This window comes from Novosphingobium sp. 63-713 (assembly GCF_001898925.1).
Classification (GTDB): Bacteria; Pseudomonadota; Alphaproteobacteria; order Sphingomonadales; family Sphingomonadaceae; genus Novosphingobium.
The window spans coordinates 186,447-200,024 of the sequence record NZ_MKVS01000053.1 but is presented as its reverse complement, the minus strand read 5'-3'; the positions used below and the strand labels follow the sequence as shown (position 1 = coordinate 200,024).

The 13,578-nt window shown below is 62.4% G+C and carries 16 protein-coding genes; 2 read left to right on the top strand and 14 right to left on the bottom strand.

Features of this window, described 5'->3' with window-relative positions; all coding sequences use genetic code 11:
- Nucleotides 1–78 precede the first annotated feature (78 nt).
- From traU to BGP00_RS25305, 13 genes are all read right to left on the bottom strand, one after another.
- Complete coding sequence (gene traU, locus BGP00_RS25365) at nucleotides 79–1,059, bottom strand: conjugal transfer pilus assembly protein TraU (RefSeq protein WP_292692227.1); 981 nt, start codon at nucleotides 1,057–1,059, stop codon at nucleotides 79–81.
- Between the two features lie 95 nt (nucleotides 1,060–1,154).
- Nucleotides 1,155–1,814 carry a type-F conjugative transfer system protein TraW gene (gene traW / locus BGP00_RS25360; RefSeq protein WP_292692531.1) on the bottom strand — a complete coding sequence of 220 codons (660 nt, stop codon included), beginning with the start codon at nucleotides 1,812–1,814 and terminating at the stop codon, nucleotides 1,155–1,157.
- On the bottom strand, nucleotides 1,814–2,356 hold the full coding sequence (locus tag BGP00_RS25355) for a S26 family signal peptidase (protein ID WP_292692229.1): 543 nt from the start codon (nucleotides 2,354–2,356) through the stop codon (nucleotides 1,814–1,816). The genes traW and BGP00_RS25355 overlap by 1 nt, the downstream gene beginning before the upstream one ends.
- A complete protein-coding gene (locus tag BGP00_RS25350) occupies nucleotides 2,340–2,894 on the bottom strand; it encodes a TrbI F-type domain-containing protein (protein ID WP_292692231.1) in 555 nt (184 codons plus the stop codon). Before BGP00_RS25350 ends, BGP00_RS25355 begins: the two co-directional genes overlap by 17 nt.
- Entirely contained in the window at nucleotides 2,887–3,222 is a 336-nt protein-coding gene (locus BGP00_RS25345; RefSeq protein WP_292692233.1) for a hypothetical protein, read from the bottom strand. Before BGP00_RS25345 ends, BGP00_RS25350 begins: the two co-directional genes overlap by 8 nt.
- Nucleotides 3,219–5,765: a type IV secretion system protein TraC gene (gene traC / locus BGP00_RS25340; protein ID WP_292692235.1), complete on the bottom strand. Its 2,547-nt coding sequence runs from the start codon at nucleotides 5,763–5,765 to the stop codon at nucleotides 3,219–3,221. The genes BGP00_RS25345 and traC overlap by 4 nt, the downstream gene beginning before the upstream one ends.
- 6 nt (nucleotides 5,766–5,771) lie before the next feature.
- The gene (locus BGP00_RS25335; protein WP_292925943.1) at nucleotides 5,772–6,425 is read right to left on the bottom strand and encodes a hypothetical protein; all 654 of its coding nucleotides are present in this window, start codon (nucleotides 6,423–6,425) and stop codon (nucleotides 5,772–5,774) included.
- A gap of 39 nt (nucleotides 6,426–6,464) precedes the next feature.
- Nucleotides 6,465–7,358 carry a DsbC family protein gene (locus BGP00_RS25330; RefSeq protein ID WP_292692239.1) on the bottom strand — a complete coding sequence of 298 codons (894 nt, stop codon included), beginning with the start codon at nucleotides 7,356–7,358 and terminating at the stop codon, nucleotides 6,465–6,467.
- Nucleotides 7,359–7,374: 16 nt separating this feature from the next.
- On the bottom strand, nucleotides 7,375–8,739 hold the full coding sequence (locus tag BGP00_RS25325; RefSeq protein WP_292692240.1) for a TrbI/VirB10 family protein: 1,365 nt from the start codon (nucleotides 8,737–8,739) through the stop codon (nucleotides 7,375–7,377).
- A complete protein-coding gene (locus BGP00_RS25320) occupies nucleotides 8,736–9,578 on the bottom strand; it encodes a type-F conjugative transfer system secretin TraK (RefSeq protein WP_292692241.1) in 843 nt (280 codons plus the stop codon). Before BGP00_RS25320 ends, BGP00_RS25325 begins: the two co-directional genes overlap by 4 nt.
- The gene (locus tag BGP00_RS25315) at nucleotides 9,575–10,138 is read right to left on the bottom strand and encodes a type IV conjugative transfer system protein TraE (RefSeq protein ID WP_292692243.1); all 564 of its coding nucleotides are present in this window, start codon (nucleotides 10,136–10,138) and stop codon (nucleotides 9,575–9,577) included. The genes BGP00_RS25320 and BGP00_RS25315 overlap by 4 nt, the downstream gene beginning before the upstream one ends.
- Nucleotide 10,139: 1 nt before the next feature.
- Nucleotides 10,140–10,424, bottom strand: coding sequence for a type IV conjugative transfer system protein TraL (gene traL, locus BGP00_RS25310; RefSeq protein WP_292692245.1), 285 nt, complete (start codon nucleotides 10,422–10,424; stop codon nucleotides 10,140–10,142).
- Nucleotides 10,425–10,517: 93 nt separating this feature from the next.
- The gene (locus tag BGP00_RS25305) at nucleotides 10,518–10,841 is read right to left on the bottom strand and encodes a hypothetical protein (RefSeq protein ID WP_008065176.1); all 324 of its coding nucleotides are present in this window, start codon (nucleotides 10,839–10,841) and stop codon (nucleotides 10,518–10,520) included.
- Nucleotides 10,842–11,137: 296 nt separating this feature from the next.
- Between BGP00_RS25305 and BGP00_RS25300 the strand changes: the two genes are divergently transcribed.
- Together BGP00_RS25300 and BGP00_RS25295 are read left to right on the top strand one after the other, a co-directional pair.
- Entirely contained in the window at nucleotides 11,138–11,527 is a 390-nt protein-coding gene (locus BGP00_RS25300; RefSeq protein WP_292692251.1) for a hypothetical protein, read from the top strand.
- An 87-nt stretch (nucleotides 11,528–11,614) separates the two neighbouring features.
- Nucleotides 11,615–12,121 (top strand): hypothetical protein, encoded by a 507-nt coding sequence (locus BGP00_RS25295; protein WP_292692252.1) that lies wholly within the window; start codon nucleotides 11,615–11,617, stop codon nucleotides 12,119–12,121.
- A gap of 85 nt (nucleotides 12,122–12,206) precedes the next feature.
- Here the strand turns inward: BGP00_RS25295 and BGP00_RS25290 are convergent, their stop codons facing one another.
- Nucleotides 12,207–12,992 carry a lytic transglycosylase domain-containing protein gene (locus BGP00_RS25290; RefSeq protein WP_292692254.1) on the bottom strand — a complete coding sequence of 262 codons (786 nt, stop codon included), beginning with the start codon at nucleotides 12,990–12,992 and terminating at the stop codon, nucleotides 12,207–12,209.
- Nucleotides 12,993–13,578: the final 586 nt, after the last annotated feature.

Here is a 13,578-nt window from a genome sequence, read left to right as displayed (position 1 = left end):
GGTCAATCGTCAGCAAGACGATTGAAAGGATATGATGTTGTTCTACATACATATTTCCTTTCTGCGCCGTCACGGCGCTCACGCGCAGCAATTGCGCTTGCGCCACAGGAGATAGCCCACGTCCTCGCCCACCACCGGATAGGTGTGAGAGGTGAGCTGTACGGCGGTCGATCCACCAGGAGGCTGGCAGGCATAGCGACCGGTGGTGGCCGCCACAGGATTGACCATTTGCAGCCGGTATTGCTGCTTCCTCATGATCGGCATGATGTATTTGCCGCAGAGGCCCTGATCCCCCATCGTGCCCCAGGCGAGCGCGGTGCGGTGCATCTTGAAGACCATCCGCTCGGCCGCGAGCCGCATCGACTGGTCCATCGTGTCGCTGTTCCCGATGTTGCCGGTCATGGGATACATTGAGCCATTGCAGCCCGCGCACCAGAAGAGCTGGTCGAGCGGCAAGGCCGCAGTGGCGGCCACGCAATCGGCAGCACAGGCGACCTGAGCCAGCGGAAAGTCGAAGACCACCGTCTCGGGATAGACCAGGGCTGCCAGCGTATCGTCGTTCCAGGTCGGGTCGATCTCGGTCATATAAGCAAGATCGAACGAGGCCTGCTCAAAGCAGATGAAATCGCCCAGCAGTTCGAGCAGATAGAACAGCGGATAGACGTAATAATGCGCCTGATATTGCGCACTCATCTGCGTGTTCCCGCCCTTCTGCGAGGGAGCCGAAACGTGGCCATTCCCGACATACATGCCGGGGTTGATCGTCAGCCCACCAAGGTTCGGGAAGCAGAAGGGCTTGGTCGTCACATCGATCAGGCGCACCGGCTCCCAGAAGCCGAAGGATAGGCCCGGCCGGATCCCGCACAGGCAGACCGGCAGACTGGGGTTTGACGGATCGGGCTTGTCGCTCGGCCAGAGGTCAAAGCCGCCGATCGACAAGGGGAAGAAGCAATCCCAGCAAATGTCGGTGATGGGATTGGGGAAATGGCCATGGCAGGTGGGCGAGCCTTGCGCCTGCGCGACCTGCGCCGATCCCAGCGCTAGGCTGGCGGCGATCATGGCCCAGAACTTGCGGGTAGGGCGAGGTCGGGGCGCACCTTTGCCCGACCGGAGCCCACGCCCGAAGCGTTGCCAGAAAACGGGGCGGATGCGCTTCATCGGCGTTCTCCTGAGAGTTCTCCCTTTCGGGCCAGCGCCACTTCGCGGATGTCGAGATGGTCGCCTTGTTGGACGAGCAGCGCCGGTGTGTGGGCGATGCCGAACTTGGCCGTCAGCATTCCCTGCTGATCGAAGTAGAACCGCCGCTGGGTCGCTTTCATGAGGTCGGTTGGCGAGCCTTTGACCAGCACGATCCAGAGCTTGTCCGGCGCGCCTTGCCGCAAGGCCCAGTCGCGCTCGTCCGCGCTGTCGCCATCGATGAAGGCGAAACTATGCGCGAGGTTCAAATGGGACAGCGGGTTGAAGCGCTGGCCCTGCGCGGCGATCAAATGCCCACGAGCATCACGGATGTCCTGCGACAAGGTAACGCTGGGATCGAAGCTCCAGCGCCGGTCGTTGGTGGCAGGCGTGATCCTCGGCACAGCATGGGGGCGGCGCACACTGGCCTCAGCGGCTTCGACAAAGCGCTGGTTCATGGCATCGAGCTTGCCGCTCTGCCGGGCGGCCTCGAGCCGAGCCTTGATGACCGCCAGCAGATCAGGTTCGGCAATCGACCATGTCGGGCCAAAACTGCCGAAGTCGCGGGCGCTCGCCATCATCGGCACGGAGGAAAGGCCGAGCGCAGCCAGCAGGATCGAGGCGGGGCCGGCGCGCATCACAGAATGGGCGTCCCAATGCCGATCAACCGTTCACGGCAGACAAAGCCGATTGCGGCATAGCGGCTGTCGAACCCGTCCTTGTGCGGGCTTCCGGCATAGATGCACCCCTGAGGGATGGTGCCGGTGGGACCGGGCAGCAGATCCTCGCCCTGATGGGTCTTGGGCTTGAGGTGACCGACAGTCTGGCCGTTGACCAGCACATCGGCGCCTTGGCGGCTCACCGCATCGCCCGGCACGCCATAGGCGATCTTGGCGAAGGGCTTGGGGTCGGTCCCGAAATGCCGGACTACAAGGGGATCATGGCCGGGCGTGAAAACCACATAATCGCCGCGCGCTGGAAAGCGTCCCGTCTCGACCAGCAACGCCCAATTGGGCAGTGACGTGCTGGCGTTGATGAGGAAGGCATGATGGTCGTGCCAGTCCTTGAGAGCCGACCACCCCAGCGCGGCGGCGCCAAACAGCGCGATGCCGCCAAGCTTCAGCCGCCAGGACGCGCGGTGCGACGCGGTGATCGGCGTGCTCTCACTTACCGCTGCCATGTTCGGCTCCCTTGGCATCGAAGAACTGCTGCATTTGCGCTGAAGGGCTGGCGGCGGATGGCGCCGCTGCGCCGCCCTGCGGCTTGACGAGGCTGGCATAGGTCTCGTCGCGGATGGTGGCAGTGATGTCGGGGACATCGCCCCCAACGACGGCATTGCTCAGCAACAAGACTTCGCCTTGCGCCGCATGGCGCGCGACGGCGAGATTGAGGGCTTTCAAGTAAGCGCCGGTTTCCGCGGTGATCTGGTCGGGCGCCGCGCCGCTACGAGCCTCGCCTTGGACATACTCGCGCACGAGATCGGCCAGCGCCACTTTCCGGATCGTGGTCACGCGCTGTTCAAGGCCGATGAGCTTGTGCGTCGTCCAGCTTCCCCAGAGAAGGCAGGCACCGGTGAGGCCCATAGCAAGGATCTGGCGGCGATTGCTGGCGAGGAAAGTCAGCAGCCTTCTGCGTTTCCCAGGGACGGCGACAGCAGTGGAAGCAGTGTCCAGCCCCAAAGGCAGTTCGCCCTGCGGTTGCGGGTTGTCGTCATGCATCGGCGGAATCCTTGTTGCCAATGGGGTCCTCAAAGGCCCGGGCAAAGCCGCTACGGCGGAAGAAGGCGACCAGCAGCAGGATCGCGAAGAAGCCGATGATGACTTGCTTGTCGAACTGGTCGCGGCGGATGGCATTGGCCGCGACATAGCGGTCGGCCAGGTTGGCGAGCTGGGCCATGGTGATGGGCAGCGAGAAGTCGCCGATCGCAAAGAGGATCAGCGCCATGACGCCAGCGGCGGCCAGCACATTAACAGCGAACCAGCCCATGAGCCGCAAGCCGCAGGCGGTGACAGCCCCCCAATTGATGGCGGATGCGCGCCGCGTCATGGCCGCGCTCCCTTGGCCTTGCGATCAAGCCCATAGGCGACGCATTCGATCGCCTCGGCCATGGTGGCACCGCGCGCGACCTCGGCCTCGATCTGGGCATAAACTGCCGGGCTCGACGAATAGAGCGTACCGGAAAAGGGATCGAGCACGAGGCGGCAGACCGTCTGCGTGTCCGGCCCGCGGATCAGGAGGTCGGAATATTCCGTGCCATTGCGCTTCAGCGAACGCAGCAGCGCGTCGGTGAAATTGTCCATCTCGAACCGGTCGGACTTGCGGAAGTCCGCGATGGTTTCCGGCTTCTGCTGAAGGACCAGCATCCAGTCGGAGTTTTCGAGCGCCGCCTTCGAACCGCCCGACTTGTAGAAATCGTTGATCGACTGGGTCGCGGTGATGAGCGAGGCGCCATATTTGCGGCAGGTGCGCGAATAGGTCTCCACGAAATCCGCCATTGCGCCGCCCTTCAGCATCGCCCAGGCCTCATCAATAATGAGTGCCTTGGGTATCTGTCGGTCGAGCTTGCGCATCGTCTGCGAGGCAACGAACATGATCGAGGTCAGGACGACGCTGCGCAGTTCCTCGCGTGAGGAAAGGTCCGACAGCTCGAAGACCGTCAGATCGGCCGAGAGGTCGAGGTTGGTGTCGCCAAGGAAGAACGGCCCGTAAGTCCCGGCTTCGGAGAAAGGCAGCAGCGCGGTGGCAAGGTCATCCGCCTGCGGGTGACCGGCGGCATGCAAGGCTGCGATGATGCCATCGACGGTGCCCTCGCGCGCCTTCTCGTTCCATACCGCGTTGACGGCCGCATCGATCAACCCGCGCTCGGTATCGTTGAGGCGGTTCTCGTAGCGTGCCATCTGGCTGATGATGGCCTTGAGCATCGCAAGGCAGTCGACCAGATAGTCCTCGTCGCCCGCCGCAAGATCGAGGTCGATCATGCGGAACGGGTTGATCGAGATCCCCGCCGACAGTTTGAACTCGGTGAACGTGCCGCCCAAGGCCTTGGCCATATGCTCGAAGGAGCGGCCATCATCGATGACGATGGTCTTGGCGTTCACCCCGGCAAGGCTGGCGGTCAGATCCTGAAGCAGCACCGACTTGCCCGAGCCGGACTTGCCCGCGATCGCGACATTGTGGTTGCCGGCATTGTTCTGGAAGGGTGACCAGAACTGGGGCTGGCCGCGCCGCCCGATGAACAGCAGATGCGGGATGGCCCCGCCATTGTACTCACCCTGGACCGGCGCGAGGGCTGCGACATTGGCGGAAAGCACCGTGCGGAAACGCCGCATCCGCATGAGGTCGCGCGACAATCCATCGGCCAGAGTCAGCGGGAAGGACGCCAGCAACCCGCCGGTCTGGAGATAGGTCTCGTCGATCAGATCCCAGCCAGCAGCCTTGTAGATGGCTTTGAGCGTCCGCTCATTCACATCGCCCCGGCCGAGCGGCGAGACCATGGTGACGCTGTAGTAGATCTGGACCAGCTTTTGCCCCAGACGCACCTGCGCCTGCACATGCTCCCACTCGGCTGACTGTGTCTTGAGAGTCGGGACAAGGCGCGCGGCCTTGCCGTCGGCGAGCGCCGTGGTGCGGGTGAACTTCCAGCCTGCCTTGGCTTCGGAGGTCTCAGCGGACGGGATGATCCCGGCGATCGATTGAAGCACAGGGCATGGCAGGCAGAGCTTGGGATTGAAGATGTCGCCAATGACCTTCTGAGTGTCCCAGGGTGCCCAGCGTTCGGGGAAGTAGCGCACCGACATGGTCCGCACATCGAACTCATGCGGGCTCACATCGGCCATTTCCGGGGTGCCATCGATCACAAGCCCTGAGGGGCGCAGCGATTGGGCCTCAAGGATCAAGCGGTCCTTCTCGACGCGGGTTACCAGATCGCGGCGGATGCACTGCTCGTTGATCGAGTCGAAGGGGCTGTAATCGGGCGCATCATCGCCCGCGCCGGTGGCGGGGCAGACCACATCGTCGATGAAACGGATCAGCTCGGTCGGGCTGAAGATCCGCGTTTTGACATTGATCGAGTCGAGCGCCGAGGTGATGCCATCGCGCACGGCGAGCAGGGTCTCGGTATCGACGCCCGATCCTGCGCCAACGCCCACGGCAAGCAGCACACGGAACTGGCGCAGATGGAAGGGGCCATCCGTGGCGAGTGAGGTCCAGGCACCGCTGCGCAGCAGGTCGAGCCTATGCCTCGCGATCTTATTGAAGACCGCGCCTGCCCGGATGCGGGGCAAGGCCCATTCTTGCAGCTTCTCGGCGATGCGGGGCGAAGCATAATTGATGATCTGGAATTCGCAGCCCGCCACCAGCACATCGGAGATGATCGAGGTCAGGATGTCGCCGATGCGCTCGTCTGCCCCCATGAGCGGGGCGAGTTCCAGAATGAAGCCCTTCGAGCGGGTCAGATGGAAGATCTGGGTATCGGTGGCATAGGCGCGATAGCCCAGGAAATTGGCGAGCATCGGCACATCGCGCGTTTCAGCGCGGTGCTCTGGCGTTTCGCTATCGCCAGTGACGAGTTCGATGAGCCGGGCGAGCATGGCGCGTCAGTTCCCCTGCGGCGGAAAGGTTGCCGCGCCCGGTTTGGTCTCACCAGTCTTGGCCGGATCGGCTTTGGTGGGGGCAGCGTCCTGCTTGGGCTGGTTCAGGATTTCCTTCACCTGCGCTTTGATCGCCGCCGTCGGATTCGCTGCCATCGCCGGATCGGCCTTGCCGGTTTCCGGTGCCTTGATGGTTGCCGGTGCTGGCGCCATCAGAGCTATGTCGGGAGCCATTTCTGCGAGGGTGAGCAAGCTCATGTCTTGGCCTGCGCCCATGGACTTCGCGTCCATCGGAGCGCTGAACGCCTCAACAATATGCGGTGCGTCGATGGGGACAAAACCGGTGGTGCGGGGGTGGAGGCGACCCGATCCATCGCGCCAGGGCTGATAGACAATTCTGAGCACCGGCCTCGTTGCCGAACCGGCCGGGCCGACAAAGGTCCATGCCTTCTTCTCCTTGGGATTGCTGGATGCTTGGGGGCCGCTGGCAGCGGCTTCGCTATCGGGTGCAGGAGCGTCCTTGGCTTCGGCCTCGGCGTCGATCGCGTGGATGGCGCTGTCATCGATCGTGATCGATGGTGCGCAGGTGCCACGCGGCGCGCTGCACACAAAGCCGCCTTTGACGTTCGAGTGGAACAGCGAGCAACCGGCCAGCTGCATCAGCCCGAGCGCGGCAATGATGGGTGAAAGACGCATGGGTCAGGCGCCTCCCTTCAGCCAGCTTTCGAGAAACTCGCGCGGGCGAAAGCCCAGCAGCACGGCGCCATCCTCGCGGACCAGCACCGGTGTGCCGGTAAAGCCATGGGCGCGGGCAAAGGCCTCGTTCGCATCGAGACCGCTGGTGTCGCAAGCGCGACCACTTCGATCATTTTGGGCGATGTCCTGATCGCCGTAAGCCCGCTCCATGGCCGCGGCCTTGTCCTCGGCGCAGATCACGGTTTTGGAAATCGTCCGCGTGCCGAGGATCGAGATCGGCCGCTCAGTGACGCGCACGCCCAAGGCTTTGAGGGTCTGGTGCAGCGCACGGCAGTAGCCGCAGTGGAAGTCGCTGAAGACCGTAACGCGAGGGGCATTGGGAATGCTTGCCCCCCACTCAATGGCGCCATTGGCCGGAAGGCTGGCAAGGCTCACCTTCTGCGCGGGCGCTGAAGCGGGCGCAGTAGCGGGCCCTGATGCCGACTGCGGATGCGAAGGGGCAAGACCCGCGCTCTCCGTCTCTTGCGCCTTTGCCGTGGCGGCCGCGCCGACCAGCATGTCGGGATTGATCGCCAGCAGGCGCGCGGCGGTCAGATCCTGGTGCGTCTCCATGTCATAGATCCGCCCGACGATCAGATAACGGGCCGAGGGATCGATGTAGAAGAGGTTGGTGCCGGCCTGGACTTCGCAGATCCCCGGCACATGGTCGCAATCGACCTTGGTAACCGAAGTGCGCGGCAGGCGCTGGGTCAATGCCCGCATGGCGGCTGCATCGCGCGAAACGACGGGACGAGCGCGGGTTGCCGTGGCGGCGCGGGCATCGGCGATGCTCGGCAAGGTGCCCAGGGCGAGCCCAAAGACGGGCAGCAGGCGCAGAAGTGAGTGGCGGTGAGACACGTGGGTGGGTTCCTTGTCAATTGCGGATGAAGACGCCGTCGAGGAACACCACCTCGACATCGAGGCCGGTCGGCATTTCGACGACTGGCTGGTACTGCTCGGCGCGCTCGATCAGATATTTGGAGACCATGTCGCCGGACTGGGCGACGCCTTGGCCAAGCCCGCCTTGGGCGATGTCCGAGGGCGAGAGCGTCGAGCGCTGGCCATTCACGCTCACCGTTGGTGAGGTCAGATAGGCCGAGGAATTGGTCGAGAAGCCGCGGCCGAACCCGCCCAGCACGCCGGCGATGAAGGCCTGGCCCACCAGATTGCCCGAGCGATTGACAACGCGGCCACGCACACCGGTCTTGCCGCCAAAGGCAATGAAGCCTTTGACCTCGCTCACCGCGACTTTGCCGCCTGGCTGCGGGCAGGTCATGCGCTGGAGCTTCACATAGACCTTCTCGGACGAAAGGTCGGCGAGCGCCGCGCCATTGACCATGCAGCCCACGATGTTGGTCTTGAGAAGCTTGCCAGCCACATAGACCGAGCGCGCGGGCCCAGTGATGCGCAGCACAACGGGGAGCGGATCGGTCTGGCTCTTGGTGTTGGTCGTGGCATCGACGCCCACCACCACCTTTGCCGTGGCGATCGAATTGGGCGGCAGATAGTTCTCGCTGTCGGTGAACTGTGTCGTCTTGCCCGGCACTATGCGCGTGCCTGTGCCGCCGACATCCCCGCCAAAGGAGAGCAACTTCACCTCACTCGAACGCGGCGCATTGGCCGGATCAACCGCGCCGCGGGCGGGATCACCGGAAGGCTGGGCCAGCGGCGAACCGCTGGGGACCGAGGCAGAGCGCTGATAGGTCGGCGGGGCTCCAGCGCCATAAAGCGCGCTCGGCCCGGCGGTGGCGCGCTGCATCTGGGTCGAGAGCGCCGAGATCTGCGAGCGAAGCTGGTCGTTCTCGGTCTGATAGGCCGAGAGCACCTTCGATCCATCGGTCTTGAGCGCCTGGTTCTGGCCCTGCAAATCCTCGATCTGCTTCTGGAGTTGATCGAGGCGGACGGAATCGCCTTGCAACGTCTTGATCTGGTTGCCTTGCGTGGTGAGCTGGTTCTCCGACAGAGCCATCCATTCCTTGTCGGCCATCGATCGGTTTACCATGTCATCGGTCGAGATCTTGATGGCTTTGGGATCGTCCTTCTTCTCGGTGGCCGCGTCCTTTGGTGTGGGCGAGGCAATGATCCACCACATGCCCGCCATCACCAGCACGCCGCCTAGACCCCACATGGCGATCTGCTGATTGCGGCGGGTGGTGGCGTTGCGGGCGAGATCATCGGTTGTCGATGCGGGCACCGATGACGGTGCTGCGGGACTACCCTGTGTGCTCGGCGCGTTCATGGCTGGCCTCCCGCATCAGCGCTGCGCTGGACAATGAAGGCGGTGGTTGCCTCACCGGGGGCCAGACGGGGGTTGGTAATGCTCACCGCGATCGCGTCAGCAGGCGCGACCTTGTCCTCGGCCAATGTCGCCAGCTTTGTCCCGCGATTGGTGATCTTGATGAGCTTGCCGGTGTAGCTGGCCCCGACATATTGCCCGACCATCTGGACGACGAGCGTATCGATGTTGACCGGCACCAGCGCGCGCCAGGTGATTTCGAAACCCTCGACCGGCTTCTGGGCATACATGGCAGCGATCAGACGCGCCGAGGCATCCTGCGGCGACAGGCCGGCGGGCCATGTCTCACCGACCGGGCGCGGGTGCTCGACATCGGCATTGGCGATGAACACCTGCCGCGCATCACTGCCGCCCACGGCGCAGATGAATTTGTAGACGAAGCCTTTGCGGGTCGTACCGAAGAAGGAGATCGTGGGCTTGGAAAACCCGTTAGCGACCGAAAGGTAGATGTCGCCGCGCAAGGGTTCATTGACCACCTGGAAGTCATCGGCGGGATTGGGCGCCTGCACCTTGGAGACCGAGGCGAACTGGTCACCTTTAAGCGAAATGCGGGTGAGATCCTTGGCCGACGCTTCGCAGCGTACAGTGCCATTGTCGGCAACGAGCAAGCTCTGATCGGCATAGGCTGGCGCGGCCGTGGCAAGGCCAGCGCTCACCAGCGCGATGCCAAGGGCGCGTTCCGCCCACCACAGGCGCGGGGCAAGGCTTGCCCCTGCCGACAATTCCAGAATGGCCATGAAGGAAAACCCCTGTGGGAAGAGGCCGGGCAAGGAACCGTTCATGGCGTCTCCTCCGGCTTGGCAATCATCCCGAAGCCTTTGAGCTTCAGCGAGATGCCGTTGTAGGTCCAGGTGAAGCGGAAGGTGCGATGCTCGGAGGTCACCTCCTTGGAGGCGACCACGGTATGCAGCGTGCCACCGACCGTGCTGGTCAGATGATCGGGATCGACCTGCATGCCATCGGGCGTGAAGAACTGGGTGATCTGCGAGCCTTGCTGCTCGGCCACCACTTTCATCAGCGCCTTTTTGACGTCTCCGCGCGCTTGCTCGTCGGTTACCTCGAGGATGGAATCCATCCAGTAGGTCAGGCTCTGGGGCGAACGGTTGAGGGCGACCAACGCCACATCGCGGGTCACCAGCTCCAGGTAGTCTTTTGAGACTTTGGTGCTGGTCAGCGTGAGCGGTGTGCGCAAGGTCGGCACCAGCACCACCTCGCGGTCCCTGCGACTGGCCGAAATGACGGTGGCGACGCTGATGATGCCGAGCGCAATGCAGACGATGGCCAGGCCATTGCGCTGGCGCAGCACACGCTGCGATTTATCGTGGGCGAGATCGATGTCCATCTCAGCCCGCCAGCACGCGAAGATGGGACGGCGGGAAGCTTTTCATGGCGAAAAACTCGCCAGGAAGGTGCCAGTATCCAAAATGCAGGATCCAGGACATCGAGCGTCCGGCACGGAGTTTGCGATAACCGAACCAGGCCACGGTGGAGATCACCAGCCCGATGACGATATGCGAAGCCAGAATGCCCCAGATGAAGGGGGTGACCATCACCAGGAACTCATCCAGCGTCCAGAACCCGATGAGTTCGGGATCATCCAGATGTTTGGGAATCGCATAGCGTTCCATCGCAGCCCGCCGTCACAAGAGTTTGTGGGGGATCGGGCCGGTCCGCGCAGGGGCTGTGGGAGGGGCGATTGCCCCGCGCAGCCGGCCTTCTCGTCAGATGGTGGCGGTGACCATCGCGGTCACGATGGGAACGCCCGTCCCGGCGGCGACACCCGTACCGACCGGCACGGCGACCTGCGCCAGCGAGAAGCGGCCCGAGGCCAGACCGACGATGCCGCCAGCAAGGCTCAGCACGGTGATCACCTTGCCGCCCGAACCGGACAGGAAGTTGGTGAACTGCGTGAGCGCGGTGTTGAACGAGGTGTCGGTGCCGGCAAAGGCGGCGCCCGGGCCTAGTATGGCCGCGGCCACCACTGCGACACCGAGATAGGGCAGGATCGAGGCGCGTTTGGGCGCCGGCAGAGCAAGGGACGTCATGGGGTAAGTCCTTTCGAGAGGGCCAGGACAAGGGACTTGTTCCTGCGCCGACCCGAAGGCTCCGCCAGTCGGGGACTCACCGACAAGTCGGCTCCCGCCAAATTCGAGCTAAATCAAGTAAAATTCCAAGGCCGGGCGTATGTTCGACTCGATTCGGCCCAACAAGTGTGTGGGAAGCGCCCAGTCTTGGGCGAAACGAGACGGGGCGTGTTTCGATCTCGCGCAAGGGTGGGCGCTCAGCGCCCATTGTCGGGCTGAAATCATGGGGCAACAGGAGGTTGATATGGGGCCAGGCCATGAAAGAGGATCAGACAAGGGATAATCATCAGCCGCGATCTCAAACCGCACATCGCCTGAAAATGAGCCCGGCGGCGTTCCGGGCGCTCAGCTTGGCGCTGCACAATCTTTCGTCGCGCGAGCTTGAGCTTTGCTCACCTAGACGCCTGCTGACCACGGTGCTTTCCTCATCAGGGCGTGAAATATTTGATATACCTTTGAGTGACTTGGATGGAATTTGCCGCCACGACGCGCTGATTGGCGAGGTGGCGATCAACATCCGGGTCGACTCCAGAATTAATGATCGGTTGCGTGATTTTCGCGATGAAGCGGGGCGACGGCTCGGTCGATCGGTCAGCGTGATCGAGGCGATCAACGCTTGTGCCTATGTGCTGAACGAGGGTCTTTGAGCCAAAGCAACGACATTGCTCGCAACTTGACAAAGGTCACCCTCCCGCGCCGGTATTGGTTAACGCCGCAGCGCGCCGAGGAGTATTATGACTGAGCCCATCACTCCAACCACGGACTATACTTTAGTATCCCAAGATGGTGCGGCCTCCGAATGGGATGCCCCGTTTTCTGAAAGCTATCGCGCCTTGCTTAGTGAATGGATTGAGCGAGATAGTCGATCATTAGCGGAAATCGCATCACTGGCACGGATGAGCCGACGTCAGCTTGGCCGTATCATCGCAGGGCAGAAGCCACTACGGGTCGTCGATCTCCGGCTGCTTTTCGACATTCTCGGGCTTAACGCGGCACGAGCTGTCATTGCCATCGAAGTTATCGGTGACTGGAGTGCCTATGACGATCCGATGTTGGGAATCCTGATCGGGATGCTGGCACCGGTCTTCAAGAAGGTCGACACCCGCGCGGATTTTCCGATGGAGCCTTTGACCGATAAGGCGCAGGAAGAGTTAACAACCTGGCTTGCCAACACGCTCGTCACCAACCAGGCGCAAATCCGTCAACGGCGGGATCAATTCGTCAGCACTTCATCGCTCTGATATCCCCTCGGCCCGCACAGGCAGGGCAAACGGCTGCATCCCCTTCGGGTCGCCAGCAGCCGCAACGAAATGAGGGAAGTTAGGGCTATTCTCTGAGTGGCATGGGCGCGGAAAGCTGCCTTTGCATCGTCACCAGAATGCTTGAGACGTAATGGATCGTCTCATTGATGCGAGGCACTCGGCCAGTTGCCCGCACGCGGCCTGCGCCAGCATTATAGGCCGCCAGCGCCAGATCGAAGCGGCCGAATTCATCGAGCAAAGCGCGCAGATAGCGCGCACCACCACGCATGTTCTCACGCGGGTCTAGGATGTTGCGCACGCCCAGGATACGGGCGCTGGCGGGCATGAGCTGTGCTAGGCCCGTCGCACCCTTTGGGCTGACGGCCACCGGGTTGTATCGGCTTTCCTGGATGATAAGGGCGTCGAACAGGTGAACGGGCAAGCCAGCCTCGCAAGCCGCTTCTGCCATGGCCGGATACCAGATGGCGCGGCGCTGCTCGGCCGCTGCGGGAAGTCGAGGGCTCGGGGCATAGCGTGGGTAGTCGCATCCATCGCGCGGATGGGCCGCATCGAAAGTTGAGGAGCCGGAGGCAGGCGTAGTGCCCTTGGCCATCTTTTTACCGCGATGAACTGTGGTGTCCGACTGGGCTCGGGATTTCTCGGTTTCAAATGCGACGAACTCGTTGAGCAAGCCATCAAAGGCATCGGGCCTAAGCTGGTTTTCCTTAGGGTACGCCCCTGTTACCAAGAGTGAAAAAGGTTGCTGAACATCACCAGCAGGGGTGAACGCCTTCAGATCTACCTGCTGAGCATAAGCGCTAGGAATCATGGCCAACGAACAGGCGCTGACTAGAAGCAATTTTGATATCATGGCCCAATTCCATGGACGGGCCGGGCTCGGTTATCGCTCAGCTATCATGTGAGTTCGTCCAAGTTTTGCAAGTCTGAGCAAGACCAAGCGGATCAATGGCAAAGTCAGGTAACACGCACTATGTCTCATGGATATCGATGGTGCACATGCGGGATCGTGCCCGATGGCGTGGTGTATCTTATCGGAGGCATCGCCGATTTCGGCATCGGTTTGAGCCGATCATGCGCCTGGCACAGCCGAAAGATCGGCGCGGTCGCGCTGGCAGGTGGGGCGCAGTGCCCAAGCGCTAGAGCCACGAGTGGAAACCTGCAAAACCGGACACAGCCCTTCGACAGGCCAGTGATCGCTGTGCTTATCCACGAAGGCAAACCTCACGATTTTTGGCTCGCAAAGAACTGCGTAGCTTCCTAAGAAACAGTCATCTCTTGCTCTTCCGGCAATTCCTTCAGCGCAATGCCACAGGCCTTTGCGCGCCGCTGCAGATTGCTAATCACGCGACTGCGATAGCGCTCGTCGTACTGAGCTGCGTCTGGATAATGATATGCCATAACAACAAAGGTGACCTGGCTGGTGGCAAATGGAGTAC

Coding starts and splice junctions, on each gene's coding strand:
- BGP00_RS25300 (WP_292692251.1), top strand. CDS start 11,138: ATGAAAGAGGATCAGACAAGGGATAATCATCAGCCGCGATCTCAAACC.
- traU (WP_292692227.1), bottom strand. CDS start 1,059: ATGATCGCCGCCAGCCTAGCGCTGGGATCGGCGCAGGTCGCGCAGGCG.
- BGP00_RS25345 (WP_292692233.1), bottom strand. CDS start 3,222: ATGACGCGGCGCGCATCCGCCATCAATTGGGGGGCTGTCACCGCCTGC.
- traL (WP_292692245.1), bottom strand. CDS start 10,424: ATGGAACGCTATGCGATTCCCAAACATCTGGATGATCCCGAACTCATC.
- BGP00_RS25295 (WP_292692252.1), top strand. CDS start 11,615: ATGACTGAGCCCATCACTCCAACCACGGACTATACTTTAGTATCCCAA.
- BGP00_RS25320 (WP_292692241.1), bottom strand. CDS start 9,578: ATGAACGGTTCCTTGCCCGGCCTCTTCCCACAGGGGTTTTCCTTCATG.
- BGP00_RS25325 (WP_292692240.1), bottom strand. CDS start 8,739: ATGAACGCGCCGAGCACACAGGGTAGTCCCGCAGCACCGTCATCGGTG.
- BGP00_RS25355 (WP_292692229.1), bottom strand. CDS start 2,356: ATGGCAGCGGTAAGTGAGAGCACGCCGATCACCGCGTCGCACCGCGCG.
- traC (WP_292692235.1), bottom strand. CDS start 5,765: ATGCTCGCCCGGCTCATCGAACTCGTCACTGGCGATAGCGAAACGCCA.
- BGP00_RS25350 (WP_292692231.1), bottom strand. CDS start 2,894: ATGCATGACGACAACCCGCAACCGCAGGGCGAACTGCCTTTGGGGCTG.
- BGP00_RS25335 (WP_292925943.1), bottom strand. CDS start 6,425: ATGCAGCTGGCCGGTTGCTCGCTGTTCCACTCGAACGTCAAAGGCGGC.
- BGP00_RS25290 (WP_292692254.1), bottom strand. CDS start 12,992: ATGATATCAAAATTGCTTCTAGTCAGCGCCTGTTCGTTGGCCATGATT.
- BGP00_RS25305 (WP_008065176.1), bottom strand. CDS start 10,841: ATGACGTCCCTTGCTCTGCCGGCGCCCAAACGCGCCTCGATCCTGCCC.
- BGP00_RS25315 (WP_292692243.1), bottom strand. CDS start 10,138: ATGGACATCGATCTCGCCCACGATAAATCGCAGCGTGTGCTGCGCCAG.
- traW (WP_292692531.1), bottom strand. CDS start 1,814: ATGCGCGCCGGCCCCGCCTCGATCCTGCTGGCTGCGCTCGGCCTTTCC.